This window comes from Burkholderia sp. S-53 (assembly GCF_025560745.1).
GTDB lineage: Bacteria > Pseudomonadota > Gammaproteobacteria > Burkholderiales > Burkholderiaceae > Burkholderia > Burkholderia pyrrocinia.
The window spans coordinates 1,048,223-1,072,623 of record NZ_CP090483.1; the positions used below are offsets into that span (position 1 = coordinate 1,048,223).

General features: G+C 68.3%; 20 protein-coding genes, 1 tRNA gene and 1 riboswitch. Of the genes, 6 read left to right on the plus strand and 15 right to left on the minus strand.

Annotation, left to right across the window (positions count from 1 at the left end; translation table 11 throughout):
- Window positions 1-45: 45 nt before the first annotated feature.
- The 4 genes from LXM88_RS09940 to pepN form a co-directional block, all read right to left on the minus strand.
- Window positions 46-855, minus strand: a complete 810-nt coding sequence (locus LXM88_RS09940) for a helix-turn-helix transcriptional regulator (protein ID WP_262541692.1) — start codon at window positions 853-855, stop codon at window positions 46-48.
- A 168-nt stretch (window positions 856-1,023) separates the two neighbouring features.
- Window positions 1,024-1,099: transfer RNA gene (locus tag LXM88_RS09945), tRNA-Thr, on the minus strand.
- Window positions 1,100-1,308: 209 nt separating this feature from the next.
- The gene (locus LXM88_RS09950; RefSeq protein WP_065500519.1) at window positions 1,309-2,322 is read right to left on the minus strand and encodes a class 1 fructose-bisphosphatase; all 1,014 of its coding nucleotides are present in this window, start codon (window positions 2,320-2,322) and stop codon (window positions 1,309-1,311) included.
- Window positions 2,323-2,601: 279 nt separating this feature from the next.
- Window positions 2,602-5,295: an aminopeptidase N gene (pepN, locus tag LXM88_RS09955; RefSeq protein WP_262541693.1), complete on the minus strand. Its 2,694-nt coding sequence runs from the start codon at window positions 5,293-5,295 to the stop codon at window positions 2,602-2,604.
- A 186-nt stretch (window positions 5,296-5,481) separates the two neighbouring features.
- On the opposite strand from pepN, the gene LXM88_RS09960 reads away from it, so the two are divergent.
- Window positions 5,482-6,183, plus strand: a complete 702-nt coding sequence (locus LXM88_RS09960) for a DUF4136 domain-containing protein (RefSeq protein ID WP_262541694.1) — start codon at window positions 5,482-5,484, stop codon at window positions 6,181-6,183.
- 54 nt (window positions 6,184-6,237) lie between these two features.
- On the opposite strand, the gene LXM88_RS09965 is transcribed toward LXM88_RS09960, so the two are convergent.
- The 3 genes from LXM88_RS09965 to LXM88_RS09975 all read right to left on the minus strand — a co-directional run bounded on the left by LXM88_RS09965 (window position 6,238) and on the right by LXM88_RS09975 (window position 8,916).
- Window positions 6,238-6,810: a TMEM165/GDT1 family protein gene (locus LXM88_RS09965; protein ID WP_131948107.1), complete on the minus strand. Its 573-nt coding sequence runs from the start codon at window positions 6,808-6,810 to the stop codon at window positions 6,238-6,240.
- A gap of 94 nt (window positions 6,811-6,904) precedes the next feature.
- Window positions 6,905-7,026, minus strand: a riboswitch (yybP-ykoY riboswitch).
- Between the two features lie 154 nt (window positions 7,027-7,180).
- Window positions 7,181-8,500, minus strand: coding sequence for a guanine deaminase (gene guaD / locus LXM88_RS09970; RefSeq protein WP_262541695.1), 1,320 nt, complete (start codon window positions 8,498-8,500; stop codon window positions 7,181-7,183).
- Window positions 8,497-8,916 (minus strand): hypothetical protein, encoded by a 420-nt coding sequence (locus tag LXM88_RS09975; RefSeq protein ID WP_262541696.1) that lies wholly within the window; start codon window positions 8,914-8,916, stop codon window positions 8,497-8,499. The genes guaD and LXM88_RS09975 overlap by 4 nt, the downstream gene beginning before the upstream one ends.
- 79 nt (window positions 8,917-8,995) lie before the next feature.
- On the opposite strand from LXM88_RS09975, the gene LXM88_RS09980 reads away from it, so the two are divergent.
- The gene (locus tag LXM88_RS09980; RefSeq protein WP_262530515.1) at window positions 8,996-10,087 is read left to right on the plus strand and encodes an IS630 family transposase; all 1,092 of its coding nucleotides are present in this window, start codon (window positions 8,996-8,998) and stop codon (window positions 10,085-10,087) included.
- 19 nt (window positions 10,088-10,106) lie between these two features.
- Here LXM88_RS09980 and LXM88_RS09985 read toward each other — a convergent pair whose 3' ends face one another.
- From LXM88_RS09985 to LXM88_RS10005, 5 genes are all read right to left on the minus strand, one after another.
- Window positions 10,107-11,132, minus strand: a complete 1,026-nt coding sequence (locus tag LXM88_RS09985; protein ID WP_262541697.1) for an adenosine deaminase — start codon at window positions 11,130-11,132, stop codon at window positions 10,107-10,109.
- 18 nt (window positions 11,133-11,150) lie between these two features.
- Window positions 11,151-12,155: a xanthine dehydrogenase accessory protein XdhC gene (xdhC, locus tag LXM88_RS09990; RefSeq protein ID WP_262541698.1), complete on the minus strand. Its 1,005-nt coding sequence runs from the start codon at window positions 12,153-12,155 to the stop codon at window positions 11,151-11,153.
- Window positions 12,156-12,782: 627 nt separating this feature from the next.
- The gene (locus tag LXM88_RS09995) at window positions 12,783-13,295 is read right to left on the minus strand and encodes a disulfide bond formation protein B (RefSeq protein ID WP_262541699.1); all 513 of its coding nucleotides are present in this window, start codon (window positions 13,293-13,295) and stop codon (window positions 12,783-12,785) included.
- A 138-nt stretch (window positions 13,296-13,433) separates the two neighbouring features.
- Window positions 13,434-14,810, minus strand: coding sequence for an amidase (locus LXM88_RS10000; protein ID WP_262541700.1), 1,377 nt, complete (start codon window positions 14,808-14,810; stop codon window positions 13,434-13,436).
- Between the two features lie 7 nt (window positions 14,811-14,817).
- Window positions 14,818-15,498, minus strand: coding sequence for a GntR family transcriptional regulator (locus LXM88_RS10005; protein WP_262541701.1), 681 nt, complete (start codon window positions 15,496-15,498; stop codon window positions 14,818-14,820).
- 279 nt (window positions 15,499-15,777) lie between these two features.
- On the opposite strand from LXM88_RS10005, the gene LXM88_RS10010 reads away from it, so the two are divergent.
- Both LXM88_RS10010 and LXM88_RS10015 read left to right on the plus strand, forming a co-directional pair.
- Window positions 15,778-16,953 (plus strand): gamma-glutamyl-gamma-aminobutyrate hydrolase family protein, encoded by a 1,176-nt coding sequence (locus tag LXM88_RS10010; RefSeq protein ID WP_262541702.1) that lies wholly within the window; start codon window positions 15,778-15,780, stop codon window positions 16,951-16,953.
- A gap of 115 nt (window positions 16,954-17,068) precedes the next feature.
- Window positions 17,069-17,758: a DUF2968 domain-containing protein gene (locus LXM88_RS10015; RefSeq protein WP_262541703.1), complete on the plus strand. Its 690-nt coding sequence runs from the start codon at window positions 17,069-17,071 to the stop codon at window positions 17,756-17,758.
- Between the two features lie 77 nt (window positions 17,759-17,835).
- Here LXM88_RS10015 and LXM88_RS10020 read toward each other — a convergent pair whose 3' ends face one another.
- Entirely contained in the window at window positions 17,836-18,480 is a 645-nt protein-coding gene (locus LXM88_RS10020; protein ID WP_262541704.1) for a hypothetical protein, read from the minus strand.
- A gap of 663 nt (window positions 18,481-19,143) precedes the next feature.
- Between LXM88_RS10020 and LXM88_RS10025 the strand changes: the two genes are divergently transcribed.
- Window positions 19,144-20,439: an MFS transporter gene (locus LXM88_RS10025; protein ID WP_262541705.1), complete on the plus strand. Its 1,296-nt coding sequence runs from the start codon at window positions 19,144-19,146 to the stop codon at window positions 20,437-20,439.
- Between the two features lie 84 nt (window positions 20,440-20,523).
- On the opposite strand, the gene LXM88_RS10030 is transcribed toward LXM88_RS10025, so the two are convergent.
- Complete coding sequence (locus tag LXM88_RS10030) at window positions 20,524-22,362, minus strand: tetratricopeptide repeat protein (protein ID WP_412524132.1); 1,839 nt, start codon at window positions 22,360-22,362, stop codon at window positions 20,524-20,526.
- A gap of 130 nt (window positions 22,363-22,492) precedes the next feature.
- Between LXM88_RS10030 and LXM88_RS10035 the strand changes: the two genes are divergently transcribed.
- A complete protein-coding gene (locus LXM88_RS10035; protein ID WP_262541707.1) occupies window positions 22,493-24,139 on the plus strand; it encodes an FAD-dependent monooxygenase in 1,647 nt (548 codons plus the stop codon).
- A 9-nt stretch (window positions 24,140-24,148) separates the two neighbouring features.
- Here the strand turns inward: LXM88_RS10035 and LXM88_RS10040 are convergent, their stop codons facing one another.
- Window positions 24,149-24,400: a formate dehydrogenase subunit delta gene (locus LXM88_RS10040; RefSeq protein ID WP_096472734.1), complete on the minus strand. Its 252-nt coding sequence runs from the start codon at window positions 24,398-24,400 to the stop codon at window positions 24,149-24,151.
- Window position 24,401: the final 1 nt, after the last annotated feature.

The following is a 24,401-nucleotide window of genomic DNA, read 5'->3' on the forward strand; positions in this document are numbered from 1 at the left end:
GGATGCAGGCGGGATCGCGGCAGGCTCAGCGCGAGTCGGGACGGCTCAAGGTCGCAGGCACATCGCGAACAGTTCGCGCTGGCCCGAAATGCCGAGGCGCCGGTACGCGCGCTTCTGGTAGGTGACGACACTCGATGCCTTCACGCCGATCGTCTCGCCGATCTCGTGCGCGGTCTGGCCTTCGAGCACGCCGCGCAGCACGTCGAGTTCGCGCTTGGACAACGCCGGGCACGCACTGCGCAGCCGTGCGAGCATCATCTGCGGGATGCCGGCCTGCGTCGCGCCGGCGAGCGCGTAGTGATGCTTCGCGGCCTGCGCGATCAGCGGCGCGAGTGCTTCGATCGCCGCGATCTCGCGCGGCTGGAACGCGCCGCTGCGATGTGCGCGGTACAGGTTGATCGACAGCCAGCTCGCATCGTTCGGCTGCATCAGCAGCGCCAGCCGGTCGGACACATCGGGGCCGCGATAGCAGGCCGCGCGATACGCTTCGTGGCCGATCTCGTCGCCGGCCTGCAGGTGCAGCAGCAGGTCGTGGCTGCGTGCGCCGCGATGCGCGTTCGATACGACCTGCTGGTTGCCGTCGAGTGCGTAGAAATGTCGTGCGTAGGTGTCGGCGAGGTCGCGCAGATAGCGGCCGCCGCGATGATCGGCGACCGACATCGTGCGCGGGCGGTTGCCGGATTCGTACGCGAAGATCGTGCACTGCGTGATGGACAGCGCGTCGTCGAACAGCTTCAGGACTTCGGCCGCGAATGCGTTCGGCTCGTTGCCGCCGATCGCGGCGACGAGGCGTGTTGCGCGGGACACGTCCAGTTGCCCGGTGAGGTTCGGTCGCTCGAGACGCCAGGTGCGCATGATGCGGGGAGAGGGCGGAGTGGTCCGGCGATTGTAATCGGCGGCGCGCGACGCGTGAGTCGGGAGATGCCCGCAAGCGGAGGTGGCGCGGGGAAGGGCGGGCGCACGATTTCGGCGCCGGAAAAGAGAAAAGGTCTGACAAGCGATGCTTGTCAGACCTTTATGTCTTGGTGCCGGAGATAGGAGTCGAACCTACGACCTTCGCATTACGAATGCGCTGCTCTACCAACTGAGCTACACCGGCAGCAGAGAAATGAAATTATATGGTCAAATCCGAGATCTTGGCAATAGGTTTTGCGAATTTTTTTCAGCTTGTTGCTGCTGCTGTTTCGCGAAACCATCGATCCGGCGGACTTCCCGCTTTCACTTCACTGCGATGCGGCCGGTCAGGGCCACATCGCGAGGCGCGATTGTACTTGCGTCGCGCACCTCCGTCCAGTGCTGCAGTGCAAATTATTCGGCTTCGTCGTGATAGCCGGTGACGCGCTCGACTTCGTTCTTCGAACCGAGGAACACGGGCACGCGCTGGTGCAGGCCCGTCGGCTGCACTTCCATGATGCGCTGCGTGCCGGTCGTTGCGGCGCCGCCCGCCTGTTCGACGATGAACGACATCGGGTTCGCTTCGTACATCAGGCGCAGCTTGCCCGGACGATCGGGCGTGCGCTTGTCGGCCGGGTACATGAAGATGCCGCCGCGGTTCAGGATCCGGTGCACGTCGGCGACCATCGATGCGATCCAGCGCATGTTGAAGTTGTCGCCGCGCGGGCCGTCCTTGCCGGCGTTCAGCTCGTCGACATAACGCTTGACCGGGTCGTACCAGTGGCGCGCGTTCGATGCGTTGATCGCGTATTCGCGCGTGTCGGCCGGGATCTGCATGTTGCTCTGCGTGAGCACCCACGAGCCGACTTCGCGGTCGAGCGTGAAGCAGTTCACGCCGTTGCCGGTCGTCAGCACGAACACCGTCTGCGGGCCGTAGACCGCGTAGCCGGCCGCGACCTGCTGCGTGCCGGGTTGCAGGAACGATTCCTCGGTGGCCTGCTTGCCGTCCGGGCAGCGCAGCACCGAGAAGATCGTGCCGATCGACACGTTCACGTCGATGTTCGACGAGCCGTCGAGCGGGTCGAACACGAGCAGGTATTCGCCGCGCGGGTAGTTCGCGGGGATCGGGAAGAACGTTTCCATTTCTTCCGACGCCATCGCGGCGAGGTTGCCGCCCCATTCGTTCGCGTCGAGCAGGATCTCGTTCGACAGGATGTCGAGCTTCTTCTGCACTTCGCCCTGGACGTTCTCGCTGCCGGCGGTACCGAGCGCTTCGCCGAGCGCGCCCTTCGACACGTTGTAGCTGATCGCCTTGCACGCGCGGGCGACGACTTCGATCAGCAGGCGCAGGTCGGCGGGGAGGTTGTTGGTCTCACGTTGCTGTTCGATCAGGAACTTCGACAGCGTGGTGCGGCGGGCAATGGACATGACAGACTCCGAAAGGCCAAAGAATCCTTGAATGGCCGCAATTTTACCCGCCGCGCCTCGCGTGCCGCCGGCTTTTTTCGTCCGGTTACAAGGCCGGGCGGCCGGATCGGCCCGGTTTCCGGCGTCGGCGGCGGGCAGCGCGCGCATCGCAGCGGCGGCAAACCACGCGGTCAGACCCCGCGATTCCGCCCGGTTCCAACCGCACTCGCGCAATGAAAAAGCCGGCGCCGCATCACGCGGCGCCGGCTTTATCGTGCGGGCGCGATGCGGTCGCTTGCGTCAGGCGAGCGCTTTCTCGACGATCTCGCGCACGTCGCGCGATTTCGCACCGGCGGCGACCTGCTCGAGCGCGTCGCGCATCCGGTCGCGCAGTGCGGGCGTGAAACGACGCCACAGTTCGAGCGAGCGCGCGAGGCGTGCAGCGACCTGCGGATTGATCGCGTCGAGCGCGAGTACCTGTTCGGCCCAGAACGCGTAGCCCGAACCGTCCGCCGCATGGAACTGCGCGGGGTTGGCCGCGCAGAAGCTGAAGATCAGCGAGCGCGCGCGGTTCGGATTCTTCAGGTTGAACGCAGGGTGCGCGAGCAGCTTGCGAACCTTCGCGAGCGTCGGCTGCGCGGGTGTGCCGCGTTGCGCCGCCTGCATCGCGAACCACTTGTCGATCACGAGCGCCTCCTTCTCGAAGCGACGGTAGAAGTCGTCGAGCGCATGCTCGGCCGGCTCGTTCGCGCCCGCAGCCGCGGCGGACAGCAGCGCGCCGAGCGCAGCCGCGCGATCGGTCATGTTGTTCGCCGCGTCGTACTGTGCGGTCGCAAGGCGCACAGCATCGGCCGGGGCGTCGAGTTCGGCGAGATACGCGAGCGCGAGGTTCTTCAGCGCGCGGCGGCCGGAGGCCTCCGGCGTCGGCTCGTATGCGCCGGGCGTCTGGTGCTGTTCGTACGCGGCGAGCCAGTCGGTGCGCAGTGCGGTCGCGAGCTGGCGGCGCACGAACAGGCGCGCACGATGCACGGCCGCCGGATCGGCTTCGGCCATCTGGTCGGCGAGATAGGTTTCCGACGGCAGCGTCAGTGCGAGTTCGCGGAACGCCGGCGACAGGTTCGCGTCGGACAGCACGCGGCGGAACGCGGCGACGAAGTTCTCGCCGAGCGTGAGCGGCTCGTTCGCGGCGGCACGCGCGGCGAGCGTCAGCAGCGCGCGCGTCGCGAGGCGCTGGCCGGCCTCCCAGCGGTTGAACGGATCGCTGTCGTGCGCGAGCAGGAACGCGAGATCGTCGTCGCTGTAGTCGTACTCGACGATCACCGGCGACGAGAAGTTGCGCAGCAGCGACGGCAGCGGTTGTTCCGGCACGTCGACGAACGTGAAGGTCTGCTCGGTGTCGGTGAAGTCGAGCACGCGCGTCGTGCCCGACGCGGCGGCTTCGCCGTCGAGGCGCAGCGGCAGGTCGCGGCCGTCGCGGCCGATCAGGCCGATCGCGAACGGAATCAGCAGCGGCCCCTGCTGCGTTTCGCGCGCGGCCGGCGACGCGTCGCCGTAGCCTTGCGCGAGCGTGACCGTATAGCGGCGCGCGGCCGCGTCGTACGCGGTCTTCACCGTCACGCGCGGCGTGCCGGCCTGGTTGTACCAGCGCTCGAACTGCGCGAGGTCGCGCCCGTTCGCGTCGGCCATCGCGTGACGGAAGTCGTCGCAAGTCACCGCATGGCCGTCGTGGCGCTTGAAGTACAGGTCCATCCCCTTGCGGAAGCCATCGCGGCCGAACAGCGTCTGGTACATCCGCACGACTTCCGAGCCTTTCTCGTAGACGGTCATCGTGTAGAAATTGTTGATCTCGACGTAGCTCTCCGGGCGCACCGGGTGCGCCATCGGGCCCGCATCCTCGGCGAACTGCAACTGGCGCAGCACGCGCACGTCCTCGATGCGCTTGACCGCGCGGGCCGCCGATTCGACGTCGTCGCCCGCGGCCATGTCGGCCGAGAATTCCTGGTCGCGGAACACGGTCAGGCCTTCCTTCAGGCTCAACTGGAACCAGTCGCGGCAGGTCACGCGGTTGCCGGTCCAGTTGTGGAAGTATTCGTGGCCGACCACCGATTCGATGTTCGCGAAGTCGGTGTCGGTCGCGGTCTCGGGGTTCGCCAGCACATACTTCGTGTTGAAGATGTTGAGCCCCTTGTTCTCCATCGCGCCCATGTTGAAGTCGCCGACCGCGACGATCATGAAGCGGTCGAGATCGAGCTCGAGGCCGAAGCGCTTTTCGTCCCAGCGGATCGAGTGGATCAGCGAATCCATCGCGTGACGCGTCTTGTCGAGGTCGGCCGGCTCGACCCATACCTGCAGCAGTTTTTCCTTGCCCGAGCCGGTCGTGATCTGTTCCTCGATCGCGACGAGCTTGCCCGCGACGAGCGCGAACAGGTAGCTCGGCTTGCGGAACGGGTCTTCCCATTTCGCGAAGTGGCGGCCGTCGGGCAGGTCGCCCGAATCGACGAGGTTGCCGTTCGACAGCAGCACCGGGTACGCAGCCTTGTCGGCGCGCAGCGTGACCGTGTACGACGCCATCACGTCGGGGCGGTCGAGGAAATAGGTGATGCGGCGGAAGCCTTCGGCTTCGCACTGCGTGAAGAAGTTGCCGCTCGACACATAGAGGCCCGACAGCGTCGTATTCTGGTCGGGTGCGCACGCGCTTTCGAGCGTCAGCTCGAATGCGTCGGGGACGTTCTCGACCGTCAGCCCGTGTTCGTGCGCGCGCACGGCGCCGTGCGGCGCGCCGTCCAGCCGTGCGCCGACGAATTCGAGCGCTTCGCCCATCAGCTCCAGGTGCGGCGCGGGCGCGGCGTCCGGATTGCGGCGCACGCGCATCGTATTCCTGACGATCGTGCGGGCCGGCGCGAGATCGAATTCGAGCGCGACGGAATCGATGAGGAAGGCCGGCGGCGTGTAGTCGGCGCGGCGGATCACGGTGGAGGAGGCGTTGTCGGACATGGTCGTCGAGATCGGTGGAGTGGGGGGCGGGCCCGCGGCACGGGCCGGGCGAACCGGGCCATTGTACAAAGGCTAGCGGCTGCGTGCCGGGCGAACTTTTTACCGCTTTCGGCAGTCCGCGTATTATCGGCATCCCGTCCGGTTCGCGCGGTGCGACGAACGGGTGACGGATCGACGAGGATCAACATGAAACGCGATTGGATTTTTCGCGGTGCGGGCTGGGCGGTGGTGCTGTGCGTGGCGCTGCTGACGGGCTGCACCAGCTATGTGACGACCCAGGTCACGGCCTTCTCCGACTGGAGCGGCAGCGACGCGACACGCACTTATGCGTTCACGCGCACCGATGCGCAGAAGAACAGCATCGAGCAGTCGACCTACGAGCCGATCGTCGCGAGCGAGCTGTCCGCGTATGCGTTCCGGCAGGTGCCGCAGGCGCAGGCGCGGTATCTGGTCGGGCTGACCTATGCGGTCGGCAGCGATCTCGTGACGGTGCCGCAACCCGTCTACTACGATCCCTGGTTCGTCGGGCCGGGGCCGTACTGGCGGCGCGGGCCGTGGGGCCCGTGGGGGCCCTGGGGACCGATGCCGGCCGGTTATGTCGCGCAGACTTACCAGGTGTTCGACTACACGCTCGGCATCCGTATCACCGAGCGCGCGACCGGCAAGGAGGTCTACAACGTGTCCGCGCGCACGACCGGCGACAACGGCACGCTGCTGTACGCGATGCCGTTCCTCGCGCGCAGCGCGCTCGCCGATTTCCCGCTGTCGAACGGCGCGGTCCGCTCGGTCCGGCTGCCGGTCGACAAGCGCGGCGGGCCGGCGGCGCCGGCCGCCAACGAGCGTGCGGCGCCGGCTGCGCCGGCTTCGGGCGCGGCGGTCGCGAAGTAACGCGGCGCCAGTATCCCGGCGCGGCCGCCCGGCCGCGCCGGCCACCTCCGTCCGTCAGGCCCCGATGCCCAGCAGCGCCAGCGCGCCGAGCACGACGAACAGCACGGCCGCGATGCCGTGCACGAGCTTCGTCGGCAGGCGGTGCGCGAAGCGGTCGCCGAGCAGGATCGCGGGCACGTTCGCGAGCATCATCCCGAACGTCGTGCCGGCCACGACGCCGATGTAGTCCTGGAAGCGCGCGGCAAGCGCGACGGTCGCGATCTGCGTCTTGTCGCCCATTTCCGCGAGGAAGAACGCCACGAGGGTCGCGCCGAACACGCCGAGCCGCGAACGGTTGGCATTGGCTTCGTCGGCATCGAGCTTGTCCGGCACGAGGATCCACAACCCCATTGCGATGAACGAGAACGCGAGCGCCCAGCGCATGATCGACGGCGTGACGAGCGCGCCGAGCCATTCGCCGAGCGCGCCTGCGAAACCGTGGTTCACGAGCGTCGCGACGAGCACGCCGAGGATGATCGGCACCGGCTTGCGATAGCGCGCGGCCAGCACGAGGGAAAGCAGTTGGGTCTTGTCGCCGATTTCAGCGAGGGCGACGGCGCCGGTGGAAATCAGGAAGGCTTGGGACACGGACGGGGTTCCACGGGCCGATGTTGTGCGTGCGAGCGACGATCCACGGCGCGCCGGGCCCTGATGCGGCGCACTGTGAACCATCGGTCTCGCCAGGCCAACTTGGCTGCGCCCGCCATGGCCGAACGGCCAAGTCTGTTGACGGACGCCTCCGTCACGATGCGCGCCGGGGGCGCGGGACATCGAGCGGAGCGGCTACTCCCCAATGAGCGGCGAATTCTAGCACGACGTGTCCGTGTCGCGCGCGGGAAAGCGGCCGGGCAGCGCAACGAGGAGTATCGGGGCGCGATCGGCGCGCGCCGCCTTCGGCTACCCGGCATGCGCGGCGGCGGATGCGCCGCGCATGCCGGGACGGGTGCCCGGCGGGCCGTTACGCGGTGGCCGCGCGGCGGGCCGCGCCGCGTTCGTGGACGAGCTTGCCGGCCGCATAGGTGCGGTACACCGCACGGTCGTCGCCGAGCAGCGCGAACGCGAACAGCAACTCCTCGAGCGAATCCGCGCGCTTCGTGCGGCGCGCGAGCAGCGGCGTCGCCTGCGGATCGAGCACGACGAAGTCGGCTTCGGTGCGCGGCGCGAGCGTGCCGACCGTGTCGGCGAGGTCGAGCGCCTGCGCGGCGCCGGCCGTCGCGAGCCAGAACATCCGCGTCGCGGTCAGGTGGTGGCCCGACAGCCGCGCGACCTTGTGCGCTTCGTTCATCGTCTGCAGCATCGAGAACGACGTGCCGCCGCCGACGTCGGTGGCGAGCGTGACGGGCACGTCGTATTCGCCGGCCTTGTCGAAATCGAACAGCCCGCTGCCGAGGAAGAAGTTCGACGTCGGGCAGTGCGCGACGACGGTGCGCGTCTCGGCCATCCGGCGGCGGTCCTCGTCGTCGAGGTGGATGCAGTGGCCGTACACCGCGCGCGGACGCAGCAGCCCGTAGCGGTCGTAGATGTCGAGATAGCTGCGATGGCCGGGGAACAGCTCGGCCACCCATTTCACCTCGTCGACGTTTTCAGCGACGTGGCTCTGCACGAACACGTCCGGATGGCGGCGCGCGAGTTCGCCGCACGCTTCGAGCTGTGCCTCGGTCGACGTCGGCGCGAAGCGCGGCGTGAGCGCGTACATCTGGCGGCCTTTGCCGTGCCAGCGGTCGATCAGCTCGGCGCTGTCGTCATAACCCGATTGCGCGGTGTCGCGCAGGAATTCGGGGCAGTTGCGGTCCATCAGCACCTTGCCCGCGATCATCCGCAGGTCGCGCGCGTCGCTCGCCGCGAACAGCGCGTCGGCCGACTGCTTGTGCACCGTGCAGTAGACGAGCGCGCTCGTCGTGCCGCACGCGAGCAGTTCGTCGACGAAGAAGTCGGCGACTTCGCGCGCATGCTCGGGATCGCCGAACTGGCGCTCGGTCGGGAACGTGTACTTGTCGAGCCACGGCAGCAGGCCCGGCGCCGGCGACGCGATCATGTCCGTCTGCGGATAGTGGATGTGCGTGTCGATGAAGCCGGGCACGATCAGCTTGTCGCGCAGGTCATGGACGATCGCGTCGCGCGCGAGCGTCGCGGCGAGCTGCGCATACGGGCCGGCCGCGACGACCTTGCCGTCGTCGACGATCAGGAGGCCATCGGTCTCGTGGTTCGCGGCCTGGCTCGATTGTGCCGGGTCGCCGTTGAAGGTCAGCAGTTGGGAACGAAAAGCGGTTTGCGTCATGACGAATGGTCCTGCATCAAGGTAAGGCGAACAGAAGAAAGCGATCGACGCCGCGCGGGCGACGGCATGGTTGGCACCGCCCGCGCGGGTGCGGGACGGCGCTTCGCGAGTCGCCGCGACACACTGCGTGCGGCGCGGCCGGATGCGATTGCGCGAGCATGCGTGGCGGCCGGGGCCGCCATCGCGTGGTGGCCGGCGAATCTCGCAGCGCTGGCGATCGCGACCGCGGCGGCGGCGCACGGGACGGCAAGCCGCGACCGCACGCGCCAGCGGGCGGCAACGGACAGCGCCGTTGCCACGCGGGCGACGAACTCGTTGAACGCGTCGAGCGCGTTCGCGCCGGGCGCATGCATGCGTTCGGCGCGGCGCAAGGCCGGGCCGGGAGTCGCGAAGCGGATGCCGTTGCCGTGTTTCATCTGTCTAGTGTCCTGTTCTGTTGTTAACTGATCTATGTTCACGTAGCATGTTGACGTCAACGGAACGGGAGACGTCAGCATGGCGATGGGACGACCGAAGGCGGAACTGGTGCTGAGCGAAGACGAGCGCTCTCAGCTGATGTCGATAGCACGTTCTCGTTCGATTTCGGCTGCGCTGGTCGCGCGGGCGCGCATCGTGCTGGCGGCTGCTGACGGCGAACCCAACAGCGCGATCGCGCAACGCCTGCAACTCACGCGTGCCACGGTGGGCAAGTGGCGTCTGCGGTTTCTGGAGCAGCGAATCAACGGACTCTATGACGAAGTACGCCCCGGCAAGCCACGCACGATCGACGACGAGCGGCTGGCTCAACTGATTCATAAGACCCTGCACACGAAGCCAGCAGATGGCTCCACTCACTGGAGCGTGCGCACGATTGCCGCCGAAACTGCCATCTCGCCAACGAGCGTGCACCGTTACTTCAAGCTGCTGGGTCTGCAACCGCATCGCAGCGAAAGCTTCAAGCTCTCGACCGATCAGTTCTTCATCGAGAAGCTGCGCGATGTGGTCGGCTTGTACTTGAGCCCACCGGAGAACGCCCTGGTGCTGTGCGTGGACGAGAAGAGCCAGTGTCAGGCGCTCGAGCGCACGCAACCGATGCTGCCGATGGGTTTCGGCTACGTCGAAGGCGTCACGCACGACTATGTTCGTCACGGTACCACCACGCTGTTTGCTGCACTGAACGTGCTCAATGGCGCCGTGCTCGCGACCTGCAAGCCACGTCATCGACACCAGGAATTCCTGTCGTTCCTGCGTGAAATCGACAAGGCTGTCCCGGCTGATCTCGACGTGCACTGCATCGTGGACAACTACGGCAGTCACAAGCATCCGAAGGTCAAGGCGTGGCTGGCAGCCCGCCCCCGCTGGCACATGCATTTCATCCCCACCTACAGTTCGTGGCTTAACCAGGTCGAACGCTTCTTTGCGCTGATCACTGACAAAGCGATCCGCAGAGGCTCGTTCAGCTCGGTCAAACAACTGATCAACCGTATCGATCAATTCGTCTCCCACTACAACGAAAACTGCAAACCGTTCGTCTGGACCGCGTCAGCCGATTCCATCCTCGAAAAGCTGCACAGACTTTGTTCGCGAATCAGCGGAACAGGACACTAGCGCACCTCGATGCCGGCCGTCACGCGGCCTGCCAGTACGTGTCGAGGCGCGCGATCAGTGCGTCGCGCTGCGCCGGGTCGACGAACGACGCCTCGAAGCCGTTGCGGATCACCGCATGGACTTCGGCATCTGTGAGCTGCAGCCCCGCGACCGTCGCGAAGTAGTTTTCATTGACGTAGCCGCCGAAATAGGCGGGATCGTCGGAGTTGATCGTCACCGCGACGCCGCGGTCGAGCAGCGCCTTCAGCGTGTGCTTCGCCATGTCGTCGAACACGCACAGCTTCAGGTTCGACAGCGGGCAGACGGTGAGCGCCGTGCGCGTGCGCGCGAGGCGTTCGACGAGCGCCGCGTCCTCGATGCTGCGCACGCCGTGGTCGATCCGGTCGACCTTCAGCACGTCGAGCGCTTCGTAGATGTAGGCCGGCGGGCCTTCCTCGCCTGCATGCGCGACGAGCTTCAGCCCGAGCGCGCGCGCCTTTTCGAACACGCGTGCGAACTTCGTCGGCGGATGGCCGAGCTCGGACGAGTCGAGGCCCACGCCGATCAGGCGATGGCGATAGCGCTCGAACAGCGGCAACGCGGATTCGAACGTCGCGAGCGCGTCCTCTTCGGACAGGTGGCGCAGGAAGCACAGGATCAGCTTGCTCGACAGCCCGCGCTGCTCGGCATCGGCGAGTGCGCGCTCGATGCCCGCGACGACCGTCTCGATCGGCACGCCGCGTTCGGTGTGCGTCTGCGGGTCGAAGAACAGTTCGGTGTGGACGACATTGTCGGCGAGCGCGCGCTCGCAGTACGCGGCCGTCATGTCGTAGAAATCCTGCTCGGTCAGCAGCACGCTCGCGCCGGCGTAATAGATGTCGAGGAACGACTGCAGGTCGGTGAACGCGTACGCGGCGCGCAGCGCGTCGATCGAGTCGTACGCGAGCTTCACGCCGTTGCGCTGCGCGAGCGCGAAAATCAGTTCGGGCTCGAGCGAGCCTTCGATATGGATGTGCAGCTCCGCTTTCGGCGCGCGGGCAATCTTGTCCTTGAATGTCGGTGTCATGGCGTCGTTCTTGGTCGGTCAGTAGGTAGGGGAAGCCTGCGCGTTCGCGTTCGCCTCGACGGCCTGCAGCAACTGCGCGGCCACCGAGATCGCGATCACTTCGGGCGCCTTGTCGATGATGCCTTCGACACCGATCGGGCAGCGCATCCGCGCGACCTGGGCCGGGTCGATGCCGATGGCCGCGAGGCGATGATCGAACTGCACGCGCTTGGCATGCGAGCCGGTCATCCCGAAGTATGCGTAGTCGCCGCGCCGCAGGATGCGCTCGGCCAGCACGAAATCGAGCGCGTGGTCGTGCGTCATCACGACGAAGTAGGACTGCGGCGGCGCCGCGTCGACGGCGTCCGCCGGGGCGGCGGCTGCGTCGATCGCGAGGTTGCCGATGCCGGCGAGCACGTCGGCCGGCGGGAACACCGCATCGGGCCCGTCGATCCAGCGCACGTGGCACGGCAGCGTTGCCAGCACCTTCACGAGCGCGGTGCCGATGTGCCCGGCGCCGAACAGCATGACGGGGAACGCATACGGCGCGATCGTTTCGGTCATCAGCGACACGCCGCCGGTTTCCCACAGCAGGCAGTCGGCCCGCGCGGCTTCCGATTCGGGCTCGCTCAACAGCGGCGCGCCCGGCGAGGGGCCGAATGATACGCTACGCACGGTCGCGGCGCCGGCCGCGACACGCTTCGATAGCGACATGATCCAGCCGAGATCGCCGACGTCGAGCCGCTCGAACGCGAGCACGACCGCGCCGCCGCAGCACTGGCCGAGGCTCGGGCCGAGCGCGAGCCGCTCGAGCCTGCGCGCGTGGGGCACGTGCGCGCCATCCTTCAGCAGATGCCGAGCGATCTCGATCGCCTTCCATTCCAGATGACCGCCGCCGATCGTATGGCGGGCCATGTCGCGAGTGACGAGCATCTTGGTGCCGGCTTCGCGCGGCGCGGAGCCGTCGGTGTGCGCGACCGTCACCAGCACGGCCGCTTCGCCGTGCGCGAGCAGTTGCTGCAGATCGCCGAGCCAGGCTTCCATCAGCACGCTCCGTTCAGGACGACGCGGCACGACACGCGGCGCGGGCTGGCGGGCGCGGCGGCAACGAGGACGGACGGGAGCGGGGCAGGCCGGCCGCACGGCCGATGCAGTGCGGCGGCGGCGCGCCGACGACGCGCGCGAACGGCGCCGCCGGAATCGCGGACGCCATGAGGGTGACGGATGCGGATGGTTTGCGTTGTCATGATGAATTCACTCGACATTGCGGATCGGGCGCGCGTTACGCAGGGGGTGGTGAGACCGCCTGGCCTCGCGCACGTAGATCGCCATCCAGTCACGAAGATAGCACCGCAATACGGCGGGAACATTGCCGGGCGGTGATCCGGGCTATCAGGAGGCGATCATGTCGATCATAGGCCCGTCGCGCGGTATCGGGGCGCGGATGCGTGCACATCGGGCCGAAACGCAGGCGTGACGGGGCGTGGGCGCGAAAGTCGCGCGACGCGCGTTCGCCCGGAAATCCGGGCGGCGGCGGAGTAGGTGTTTACACGCGGCCGGCCAGGCGCGGCCAGCGGAAGCGTCAGTTAGAGCCGGGTGGCGGCGAACCGGCGGCGCGCGGCCCGATCGATCGGGGCACGCGCGCCGGGGGCCGCCAATGCGGCCGGCCGGTCAGGCCGTGAGCTTGCGGCGATGGCGCCAGAGGCTCGCGACGACCGCAATCAGGATCGCGGCGAAGCCGATCAGCGCCCAGCCGGGCAGCAGGATGCCGAAGATCGGCGGGTAGACGGTCTCGCACAGCCCGGCGACCTTGAACATGCCGGGGAACCATTGCGCGGGCGGCAGGCTGTCGACGATCGGCTGCAGCGTGTCGAAGCCGCAGCTGAAGCCCGGATTCATCTGGATCGACAGGTGTCGCGCTGCCGTGCCGACGCCGCCGGCCGCGGCGATCGCGATCAGCAGCTCGAGCACCCAGATGCCGCGCCAGTTGCGGATCCCGGCGGCCAGGAACGCGAAGATCCCGATCGCGGCGAAGAAGTAGCGCTGGATGATGCACAGCGGGCACGGATCTTCGTTCTTCACGTACTGCAAGTACAGCGCACCGGCCAGCAGGGCGATGCACACCCATCCGAGCAGCATCAGCAGGCGGCGTTCGCGGCGTAGCGCAAGCGTGTAGTCGTTCATGTCGGCGGGGTTCCTCGTGGGTCGGTCCGGAAAACAATCGCGCGATTTTAGCGCGAACGGTCTGGCACGAAACTGACAGCGCGCGTGCGGCACCCAGCCGCACCGCGCGCATCGCCTGCCGTCGATCGCCTGGCGCGGTCAGCGGATCGTGTTCAGCACGGCCTCGACCGCCTGGCCGATCGCGAGCAGCGCGTCGTCGCGATGCGGTGCCGCCGCGAGCATCAGGCCGACCGGCGCCGCGTCGCGCGGATGGCACGGCAGCGACAGCGCGCACGCGTCGAGGAAGTTGAACGCGCTCGGGTTGCGCAGGATCAGCGCATTGGTGCGCGTGAACGCGTCGTCGTCCGCTTCGAGTTCCGCGATGCGCGGCGGCACGACCGGCACCGTCGGTGCGACGAGCGCATCGAAGCGCGACCAGACCGTGTGTGCGGCTTCGTCGAGCATTGCGGCGCGCGCGGCGAGCAGGTCGAGATAGTCGGCCGCGCTCGCGGGCTCGCCCTTCAGGATCCGCGTGAGCACGCGCGGGTCGTACCGGTCGCGGTGCTGTGCGAGCAGCGGGCGATGCCACGCGTATGCCTCGATCGGCGAGAAGCCGAAGCGGTTGATGTCCGGCAACCGGTCGAGTGCCGAAAAGCGGACCTCGGTGACGATCGCGCCGGCGGCTTCGAGATGCTTGAGCGCGGCGTCGAGCGCGGCCGCGACGTCGGCATCGACGCCGTCCGTCACGTAGTTCGTCAGCACGCCGAGCCGCACGCCTTCGAGCGGTCGTGCGGCCGGCACGTGCGGTTCGAGGCCCGCGAGCATCCGGTCGACGAGCGCGCAGCAGGCGACCGTCAGGCCGATCGGGCCGAACGAGTCGAGCGTCGTCGACAGCGGCACGCCGCCTTGCGTCGGGATCCGGCTCGCGGTCGGCTTGAAGCCCGTCAGCCCGCACAGGGCGGCCGGAATGCGGATCGAGCCGCCCGTGTCGGTGCCGAGCGCGACGGCGGCCATCCCGTCGGCGACGGAGGCGGCCGCGCCCGACGACGAGCCGCCGGAAATCCGGGCATCGCCCGGCACGTCGCGGTGGTACGGCGAGCGCGGATTGCCGAAGTGCGGATTCAGCCCGAGCCCGGAGAACGCGAACTCGCTCATGTTCGTGCGGCCGACCAGCACCGCGCCCGCGCGCTTGAGCCGGGCGACGGCGACCGCATCGGTGCGCGCGGCCGGCGCGCCGTCGAGCACGCGCGAACCGGCGCGCGTCACCTGGCCCGCGACGTCGAACAGGTCCTTCACCGACACGGGAATACCCGCGAGCGGCGACAGCACGGTGCCCGCGGCGCGCAGCCGGTCGTGCGCGTCGGCGGCCGCACGCGCGTTGTCGGCATCGACTTCGGTGAAGACGACGGCGCCCTGGCCCGACGGATCGGCGATCCGGTCGAGCGCGGCGTCGACGAGCGCGCGGCTCGTGGTCCGGCCGGCGGAGAGGTCGGCGGCGAGCTGGGCGAGCGGGGGGAAGGGCGTGAACGTGGTCATGGGCGGCTCAGGGGCGAAGATGTTGAAGAAGCGTGGAGCGAAACGAATCGATATGGCGTTCGACGGCCGCGCGCGCGCCGGCGGCGTCGCGCGCGGACAGCCGTTCGAACAGTTCGCGATGCTCGTGCTGGACGTCGGCGAGATGGTGGGGCTCGGACAGCGTGACGAACCAGAAGCGCAGCGAGCGCTCGTGCAGTGCGCGCAGGATCTCGGCGAGGACCGCATTGCGCGCGGCCGCGGCGATCGTCTGATGAAACGCGCGGTCGAGTTCCATCATGCCTTCGACGTCGTGCGTGTCGACGCAGGCCTGGCCGTCGTCGAGCAGCGCGGCCATGCGCGCAAGATCGTCGGGCATCGCATGGCGCGCGGCGAGTTCGGCGCAGTGCGCTTCGGTGATGCGCCGCACGTCGATCACCGCGACGATGTCGTCGAGAGACAGCGGCTGCACCATCAAGCCCTTGCGCGGCATCACGGACAGCAGCCCTTCGAGTACGAGCCGATGCACGGCCTGGTGCACCGGCGTGCGGCCGATCCCCGTGCGCGCGACGAGGTCGGCCTCGTTGAGCGCGGCGCCCGGCTTCAGGCGCATCGTGATGATGTCGCGCTGGATCAGCGCGTAGGCGCGGTCGGCGAGACTGACCGCCGACGCGGCGGGCCGGTCGCGGGCGACGTCGGTCAGGGCATTCATGCGGGTTGCGGCGCGGCGGCCAGTGGGGGCGCGATCATGGCGCGGGTGATCGGGAAGCGTGGACGATGCGTGGATATTATTGTGATATATCACTGGTGTCCAGTACACGCGGCGAGGTGGCGGCGGCGTCGTCACGTGATCGGGGCGCTCCCCGGCGCGGTTTGCCATCGACTTGCAACAATATCGACAGGATGTTGCAGGTTTGCCGCTCGATCGTGCACTGAAGCATAATGATTCCTCGTTTATCCATACGCGTGAGCGACGTACCAGACCATCGTCATGAGCGAAAACACGCCTTCCCCGGCCGGTCTGCCCGGCACCTCTTCCGTTTCTTCCGATTCTCCCCGTCCCGATCCGGCGAAAACGCCCGATGCGCCGGCTACGCAGGCCGCCGCGCAGAACGTCGCCGTGGATGGCGCGTCGCCGGTGACGGCCGCCTCCGGACCGGGTGCGACGGGTGCCGCCGTCGATGGTGCCGCCGCGCCGCCGAAGCCCGGCGCGCCGCCGCCCGGGTTCGGCGCGCCGCCCGATTTCGATACGCCGCGGCCGCCGCCCGCGAGTGCGCAGCATGCGCCGCCGGCCTACCTGAAGCAGAACGACACGCCGTGGTCGGTGTTCGGCCGGATCATCGCGGCGCGCGCGCGCCGGCTGTTCGATCGCGCCGGCCAGCGCATCACGCAGCGCACGCTGCGCATCGGCGTGTCGGCGCGGATCTTCCATCCGGAACCGGGCGCGAAGGGGCTGCGGGGCAAGACGCTGCAGTATCTCGAGGAATCGATCGCGCACTGGGTGATGTCGCGCGACGTGCTCGTGTTCATGATTCCGACCGTCGGCCACGAGGGCATGATTCACCCGAGCAATATCCGCCTGCGCGACTACGCGAAGCATCTCGACGGCCTGCTGCTGCAAGGCGGCGCCGACGTGTCGCCGCAAACCTACGCGGCGTCGGACGCTCGTCCCGAATGGCCGGGCGATCGCGTGCGCGACATGTACGAACTCGAGCTGCTGCACGAGTTCGTCGAATCCGGCAAACCCGTGCTCGGCGTCTGTCGCGGCTGCCAGTTGATCAACGTCGCGTTCGGCGGCTCGCTGTACCAGGACATCGCCACCGATGTGCCGACCGCGAATCCGCACGTGAGCGAGCATTACGACCAGCATCGCCACGCGATCCGCTTCCCCGACTCGTCGACGCTCGCGAGCATGTTCCCCGGGCGCAGCGAAGCGATCGTCAACTCGATCCACCACCAGGCGATCCGCGATCTTGGCCGCGATCTGAACATCGAGGCCGTATCGGCCGGCGACGGAATCATCGAGGGCATCCGCCACCGGCGTTCGCCGTTCGTCGTCGGCGTGCAATGGCACCCCGAGTTCCATCGTGCAGGCGGCTCGGAGCTGCTCGACTGCACGCCGCTGCTCGATGCGTTCCTGCGCGCGGCGCGCGAAACCCGCCTGTAGCAAGCCACATTCTTCGTATCGCACGAAGGCCGGCCGCATCCCGATAAATTCGAGATGGGGCCGTTTTGTTTTGAACGATAATCGCGAGTTCCGATTCGTTCGCCGGAGTCTGACGTTGGCTTTCCTAAACTTTTCCCCTGCACGATGCGCAACGTGGATCGTTGCACTGGCCGCCTGCGCGCAAGCGGGTGCGGCCTGGTCCGCCGACGCGACCGCGCCGGTCGCCGGTACGCGTCCGGCGGTTACGAGCCTGAGCGGCGATGCGGCGCCGGCGGCATCCGCGTCGGACGCAAGCGCGCAAGGCAACGTCGCCGAGCTGACGCAGATGCTGCACGACGGCCGGATCGTCGAGATGCGCACGACGTACAACGGCAGCTATGGTGCGAGCCTGATGTTCGACCCGCGCGAGATGACGTACTACGTCGCGTTGTTCCAGGACAAGCATCTGTGGCGTGTGATCCGGTCGCAGGAGAAGAACCGCGCGGAGATGGTGTATGCGAACTTCGTCCAGCAGACCGTGCAACTCGCGGATATCGAGATCCGCCGTACCGAGCTGCAGGCGCAGAAGGCGTTTCTCGAACGCGTGATCGCGCTGCAGGCGAATCGTGCGCAGCAGTTGCAGGCCGATCTGAGCGTCGCGCGCAGCCAGCAGGCCGAAGTCGTGCAGCGGCAGAAGTCGGCCCAGGAGCAGGCGCAGGCGCTGCAGGTCGAGAAGCGGGCCGCACAGATGCAGTTGCGCGATCTGCAGGAGCAGGTGCGGCAACTCGAGAAGCAGACCGAGACGGGGCTGCCCTCGCACAAGTAACGATTCGTCGAACGGACGGAGACAGACGAGCGAAACCCGGCGAAGCGATCTTCGCCGGGTTTTTTATTGGGCGACCGTCAGTGTGCGAATGCGTCCGGTAGGTCGGTCACGCGGCGATGGGACAGTTGCGATGTCCAGTCGAAGCCGGCGGCGGGCGCGTGCGCCGCACGGGCAGGCTGCGCGGCGTGCAGCGCGTTTGCCATTGCGATCAGCGTGAGCGGATCGTCGAGCATATCGCGTGTGTCGCGTGTGTCCGTTGCGTGCGGCAGCGGGATGAGCCGATCGCGTGCGCGAGTGTTGGCTGCATCGCTCAGGACTGCCGGACGTGCAGCCAGTCGCGGCACGGCCGGTGTCCGGGGCGGTGCCGCCGTCGAGCGCGTGCCGCTGGTTCGACGCGGCGATGCAGTGGCGGAGTGCTGCACGTCGGACGTTGCCTGCGGGCGAAGCGACGCCGGACGACGCGCGGCGTGGTGCGGGGCCGGTGGTGATTCTGCCGTGTTCGCGACAGGTGTCGCCACCGTGCGCTGCGATGAAGTGTCTGTCGACGTACCGGACTGAACTGCGGCAACCCGCACGGTACCGGTCGACGACGTGGCGTGGTCCGGCGCAATGCCGGCCATCTGGATCGTGTGCGCAGGCTCGAAGCCTGTGGACGGTTCGTGCGCGGCGATCAGCCAGCCGATGATGCCGAACGCGCCGATGCTCCAGCAGATTGCGTACATCGCCCGTCGGTCGCGAGAGCCTCGGAGGGTACGTCGGAAGCGCGTGCCGGCAACGGCAGGCGGCGCGATCGGCGCTCCTGCCGAATTCGGCATCGATTCCGCTACGGGCCGTGGCTGCCAGCGGCAGGCGCGGTGCGGCCGGTCGACGTCGATGCAGGACGTCGTCAGCGTGGCGAGGCAGTGCTTGCCGGGCCTCGCACCGGGTGCGCCGCGAAAGGTCCATTCGCGGCCGAACGGCGGAACGTGATCGAGCGGGGCGACGCGAGGGCGGGCGAGCGCGCCTTCGACGGGAACGAACGGTGATGGGGTCATGAGGGCGGTACACCGTGCGACACGGGCAACCGTGCCGGCCGCGGCGCGGAAAGATCGTCGGGAATCATGACATTGTGGTCAGCAGGCGAGAGCCGGTCGATCAGACCGATCTGATTTTTGCTTCAGTATTGGGACGACTTGTACGAGACGAATGCGCCGATGGCGACGGCCGGGGGCGCCACAAGGCAAACGTCGGCTTCGCGTGGCATCATTCGCGAACCATGCCGGGGCGCGCGTCGTTGTACGGTGCCGCCGGCGGGCAGCGATGCCCGTGCGCGCCGGCCCGGCGCCGCGCGCGTCGTCGGATCCATGCGGCGCGGATTCGCGCCATCCGGGCTGAGCGAGAAAAACATGTCCACAGCGTCACACGCCATCGCGCAGGAATCGAAATTCCGCACCGTATTCCGGGTCGTCAGCGGCAACTTCCTGGAAATGTACGACTTCATGGTCTACGGCTATTACGCGTCGGCCATCGCGAAAACCTACTTCCCGAGCGGCAACGCATTCGCGTCACTGATGCTGTCGCTGTCGGTGTTCGGCGCGGGCTTCCTGATGCGGCCGGTCGGCGCGATCGTGCTCGGCGCGTACATCGACCATCACGGCCGCCGCAAGGGGCTGATCCTGACGCTCGGGCTGATGGCGCTCGGCACGCTCACGGTGGCCTCGATACCCGGCTACGCGACGATCGGCGTGCTCGCGCCGGTGCTCGTGCTGCTCGGCCGGCTGCTGCAGGGTTTCTCGGCGGGCGTCGAACTCGGCGGCGTGTCGGTCTACCTGTCGGAGATCGCGACGAAGGGCAACAAGGGGTTCTATACGTCGTGGCAGTCGGGCAGCCAGCAGGTGGCCGTCGTGTTCGCCGCGCTCGTCGGCGTGTTGCTGAACCGCGCGCTGCCGGCCGAGGAGATGACCGCGTGGGGCTGGCGCATTCCGTTCCTGATCGGCTGCCTGATCGTGCCGTTCCTGTTCCTGATCCGTCGTTCGCTGAAGGAAACGGACGAGTTCCTCGCGAAGCGCCACCGCCCGTCGATGGGCGAGATCATGCGCTCGATGCTCGACAACTGGGGCGTCGTGGTTGCCGGCATGGGGATGGTGATCATGACGACGGTGTCGTTCTACATGATCACCGCGTACACGCCGACTTTCGGCAAGGAAGTGCTGCACCTGTCGTCGCTCGACGCACTCGTCGTGACTGTCTGCGTCGGCATCTCCAACCTCGTGTGGCTGCCGCTGTCCGGCACGCTGTCCGATCGCATCGGCCGCCGCCCGGTGCTGATCGCGTTCACGGTGCTGACGCTGCTGTCGGCTTACCCGGCCGTGCTGTGGCTCGTCGGCGATCCGTCGTTCCTGCGGCTGCTCGCGGTCGAGCTGTGGCTGTCGTTCCTGTACGCGTCGTACAACGGGGCGATGGTCGTCGCACTGACCGAAGTGATGCCGGCCGACGTGCGCACGGCAGGCTTCTCGCTTGCGTACAGCCTGGCGACGACGATCGGCGGCTTCACGCCGGCAATCTCGACGCTGCTGATCCACCAGACGGGCAACAAGGCAGCGCCGGGGCTGTGGCTGAGCGTGGCCGCGATCTGCGGGCTGATCGCGACGCTCGTGCTGTATCGCACGCCCGAGGCGCGCAACCAGTACAAGGCTGCCTGACCGGCGCTCGCACATCGCGCGGCGCCGGCCGCATGCATCGGATTGAAAAAGGGAGCGCACTGCGCTCCCTTTTTTCGTCTGCGTTCAGGCTTCGCGCAGCTTGCCGGCGACCGCGGCTGCCACGTCGAGCCATGCTCCCGATGCGGGCTGGCGGGCGATCCTGGCCTGCGGATACCACGGGCAGTCGTCGCCGGTGAACCAGCGCCAGTCGGGCGCGAACGGCAGCATGACCCACAGCGGCTTGCCGAGCGCGCCCGCAAGGTGCGCGACTGCCGTATCGATCGTGACGACGCCGTCGAGCCGCTCGATCAGCGCGGCCGTATCGGCAAAGTCGTTCAGCCGGCCATCGAGGCGATGCACGCGCGGATGCGCGTCGACGCGCGTACGTTCGTAGTCATCGAGTGCGGGCTGCAGCACGATCCAGTCGATGTCCGGCAGCGCGAGCAGCGGCGCGAGCGCGTCGAACGGCATCGAGCGGTTTTCCTGCGCCTGCCGGCGCCCCGACCACGCGAGGCCGAACTTGCGCTTCGACTGCCCGCCGAGCGAGCCGCGAAAGCGCCGGCGAGCGCCGTCGGGCGCGTCGAGGTAGCGCGTGCCGCCGACGATGTCCGCCGGCTGAAGGCCGAGCAGGAACGGCAGGCTCATCAGCGTGCAGGCGACGTCTGCCGGCGGCGGCTTGGCGGCGCCTTGCGCGACGAGCGTGACGCGCCAGCGCGATGCGGCGGGCGCCAGCAGCGGCACGAGTTCCGGCTGGACTTCGAGCACGACGTGCGCGCAGCGTGCGCGAGCGAGCGGCACGAAGCGGACGAACTGCAACGTATCGCCGAACCCCTGTTCCGCGCGGATCAGCAGCGTGCGCGACGCAATCGGCTCGCCCTGCCAGCGCGGCAGCGTGCCGAGCGGGATCGCGCCCGGCGTCTCGTGGCGCGCTTCGTACGCGGGCAGGCCGCGCGTGAAGTCGCCGAGCGTCAGCAGCGTGACCGCGCGGTGCAGCTGCGCGAGCGTGAGATCGGGTTCGACGCGCAACGCCTGGTCGAATGCGCGCAGCGCCATCTCGTGCGCACAAAGCGCGTGATGCGCGTTGCCGAGGTTCAGCCACGCCAGGCTGAACGACGGATCGAGACCGACGGCGCGCTCGTAGTAGGGCAGCGCGTCGCGGTGGCGCGCCTGTGCGCACAGTGCGTTCGCGAGCCCGAACAGCGCGAGCGGAAACGGCGGGTGCAGCGCGAGCGCGGCTTCGAACGCGGCGGCCGCTTCGGCATGCCGGCCGACCGCATCGAACGTGTTGCCGAGATTGAAATGCGCGGCGACGAAGCGAGGCTGTGCGGCGATCGCGGCCTGAAAGTGCGCGATCGCGTCGTCGGCGCGGCCCATCGCATTCAGCGCCATCGCGAGGTTGTTGTGCGCACCCGCATGCCCGGGACGCAGCTCGAGCGCGCGACGGAACGCGGCGAGCGCGTCGTCATGGCGGCCGAGCGCGTTCAGCGCATTGCCGAGATTGTTGTGGATCGATGCGTCGTCGGGCGTGAGCCGGAGCGCGCGGCCGAATGCGTCGATCGCATCGTCGTGGCGCTGCAGCGCCGCATACGCGTTGCCGAGGTTGTAGTGCGCGAGAGGAAATTCGGGCGCGAGCGTCAGCGCATTGCGAAAGCGGTCGATCGCCTCGTCGAGCCGGCCGAGCGCTTTCAGCGCGTTGCCGAGATTGAGCTGCAGCGCGGCGTCGTCCGGACGCAGCGCGACGGCGCGGCCGACGAGATCGGCTGCCTCGGCGTGCTGGCCCTGCTGGTGCCGCAGCACGCCGAACAGATGCAGCGCGTCGGCGTCGGCGGGGTTGGTGACGAGCGCGGCGCGATAGCCGTGCTCGGCCTCGGCGAGGCGGCCCGCGCGGTGTGCTGCATACGCTCGGTCGAATGCGGAATCCATGACGCGAAAACTGGCGGAAAGCGCGTATTTTCCCACACTGCGCATGGGTCCCGCGCGTCGGCCGGTCGGCATATGGCCCCGTGACGCGTAGCGGCGTAGACTTGCAGGGTCGCGTGTCATCGAGGTTCTCATGGCCGACACACTGTCCGATATCCCGCCCGTGCTGATCGTCGGCGCGGGGCCGACCGGCCTTGCCGCGGCGATGAGCCTCGCGCGGGCCCGCGTGCCGGTGCGCATCATCGACCGTCTCGCCGCGCCCGCGCCATATTCGCGCGCGATCGGCATCCAGGCACGCACGCTCGAACTGCTGGAGCAGCATCGCGCGGTCGAGCCGTTTCTCGCGCTCGGCCATCGCGCGCATGCGGCCGCGCTGCATGCCGACGGCCGCGTGATCGCGCGGCTCGATTTCGATCCGCTGCAAACGCGCTACCCGTATCTGCTGTTTCTCGACCAGAGCATTACCGAGCGGCTGCTCGCCGAGCATCTGGCCGGGTTCGGCGTGACGGTCGAGCGCGGCGCGACGCTGACCGCGTGCGATGCAGGCGGCACGTCGCTCGACGTGACGATCCGCTGTGCCGACGGCCGCGAAGAATCGTTCGCGCCGTCGTACCTGATCGCAGCCGACGGCGCGCACAGCACCGTCAGGCATCTGCTCGGCCTGAGCTTCACCGGGCAGGCGTTCGAACAGACTTTCCTGCTCGCCGATTTCGCGGCGATACCCGACTGGCCGGACGAAGAGATCCACCTGTTCACGACGCCCGACGGCATGGCGGGCCTGTTTCCGATGGGCGGCGGCCGTTACCGGCTCGTTGCCGATCGGCCGCCCGGCAGCGATGCGTCACCCGATGCGCCGACCCCGTCGCTTGCGGAATGCGACGCGATCGTGCGTGCGCGCGTCGGCGCGTCGATTGCGCCGAGCGATCTCGCGTGGTCGTCCTATTTCCACCTGCACAGCCGGATGGTCGACCGGCTGCGTCACGGCCGCGTGTTCGTCGCGGGCGATGCCGCGCACGTCCACAGCCCGGCCGGCGCGCAGGGCATGAACACCGGCATCCAGGAGGCGTTCAATCTCGGCTGGAAGCTCGCGCGCGTGCTCGGCGCGGGTACGCCCGAACGGCTGCTCGACACCTATCACGCCGAGCGCCATCCGATCGAGCGCGACGTGTTGCGGCAGACCAGTTTCATCACGCAGGTCGTCGAGGCGGATCGCGGCGCGATGAAGCTGCTGCGCGATCATGTCGTGCCGCTGCTCGCGTCGTTCGGGCCGATGCGCGACGCGGTGCGGCGCACGGTCAGCGAACTCGGCGTGCAGTACCGGAGGAGTCCGCTCACGCTGGAGCGCGTGCTCGACGGCGGCCCGCGTGCAGGCGAGCGGGCGCCCGACGCGCTCGTGCACGTGCTCGACGGCCCGCTCGGTCAGGCGCCGGGAACGGCGCGGCTATACGATCTGCACGATCCGGCGAGCTTCACGCTGCTGCTGCTCGACGAGCCGGCGGATGCCGACGCCGGCGCTGCGCCGCCGATGGCGGCCGATGCGCAGGCGCTCGTGCAGGGGCTCGAACGGATCATGCCGGGCGCGGTGCGCGTGTGGCGGGTCACCGATGCCGAAGGCGACGGTGCCGCCGGGCTGGCGCAGCAGTACGGCCGCTCGCGGCCGTCGTTCTACCTGTTGCGGCCCGACGGGTATGTCGCCGCGCGCGGGCGCACGGCGACCGACGCGAGCGCGCTGCTGCGCCACTGCGAAAGCTGGTTCGCGGGCATGTCGGCGTCTGCGTAGCAGCGCCGGTCAGGCGGTTGCCGCGGCCGGGACGAGCGATGCACGATGAGTGGCGATCGCGTCGCGCACGATCGGCGCCGCCCGCTGCGCGCCTTCGCTCGACGGATCGTCGAGCGCGGCGAGCAACGCGCGGCGCATCCGCGGCTCCCAGAAGCGCCGGATATGCTCGGCGATGCCGGTCAGCGCTTCGTCGCGATCGGGCATCGATTCGAAGAATGCGCCGATCTGGTTGGCCATGTCGATCAGGTGGTCGTTGTCCATC

Coding starts and splice junctions, on each gene's coding strand:
- LXM88_RS09960 (WP_262541694.1), top strand. CDS start 5,482: ATGAAACGCGATTGGATTTTTCGCGGTGCGGGCTGGGCGGTGGTGCTG.
- LXM88_RS09975 (WP_262541696.1), bottom strand. CDS start 8,916: ATGAAACACGGCAACGGCATCCGCTTCGCGACTCCCGGCCCGGCCTTG.
- LXM88_RS09950 (WP_065500519.1), bottom strand. CDS start 2,322: ATGTCCATTGCCCGCCGCACCACGCTGTCGAAGTTCCTGATCGAACAG.
- LXM88_RS09940 (WP_262541692.1), bottom strand. CDS start 855: ATGCGCACCTGGCGTCTCGAGCGACCGAACCTCACCGGGCAACTGGAC.
- LXM88_RS09985 (WP_262541697.1), bottom strand. CDS start 11,132: ATGACACCGACATTCAAGGACAAGATTGCCCGCGCGCCGAAAGCGGAG.
- LXM88_RS10040 (WP_096472734.1), bottom strand. CDS start 24,400: ATGGACAACGACCACCTGATCGACATGGCCAACCAGATCGGCGCATTC.
- LXM88_RS09995 (WP_262541699.1), bottom strand. CDS start 13,295: ATGAACGACTACACGCTTGCGCTACGCCGCGAACGCCGCCTGCTGATG.
- LXM88_RS10010 (WP_262541702.1), top strand. CDS start 15,778: ATGAGCGAAAACACGCCTTCCCCGGCCGGTCTGCCCGGCACCTCTTCC.
- guaD (WP_262541695.1), bottom strand. CDS start 8,500: ATGACGCAAACCGCTTTTCGTTCCCAACTGCTGACCTTCAACGGCGAC.
- LXM88_RS09980 (WP_262530515.1), top strand. CDS start 8,996: ATGGCGATGGGACGACCGAAGGCGGAACTGGTGCTGAGCGAAGACGAG.
- LXM88_RS10035 (WP_262541707.1), top strand. CDS start 22,493: ATGGCCGACACACTGTCCGATATCCCGCCCGTGCTGATCGTCGGCGCG.
- LXM88_RS10020 (WP_262541704.1), bottom strand. CDS start 18,480: ATGTACGCAATCTGCTGGAGCATCGGCGCGTTCGGCATCATCGGCTGG.
- LXM88_RS10000 (WP_262541700.1), bottom strand. CDS start 14,810: ATGACCACGTTCACGCCCTTCCCCCCGCTCGCCCAGCTCGCCGCCGAC.
- xdhC (WP_262541698.1), bottom strand. CDS start 12,155: ATGGAAGCCTGGCTCGGCGATCTGCAGCAACTGCTCGCGCACGGCGAA.
- LXM88_RS10030 (WP_412524132.1), bottom strand. CDS start 22,362: ATGGATTCCGCATTCGACCGAGCGTATGCAGCACACCGCGCGGGCCGC.
- LXM88_RS10005 (WP_262541701.1), bottom strand. CDS start 15,498: ATGAATGCCCTGACCGACGTCGCCCGCGACCGGCCCGCCGCGTCGGCG.
- pepN (WP_262541693.1), bottom strand. CDS start 5,295: ATGTCCGACAACGCCTCCTCCACCGTGATCCGCCGCGCCGACTACACG.
- LXM88_RS10025 (WP_262541705.1), top strand. CDS start 19,144: ATGTCCACAGCGTCACACGCCATCGCGCAGGAATCGAAATTCCGCACC.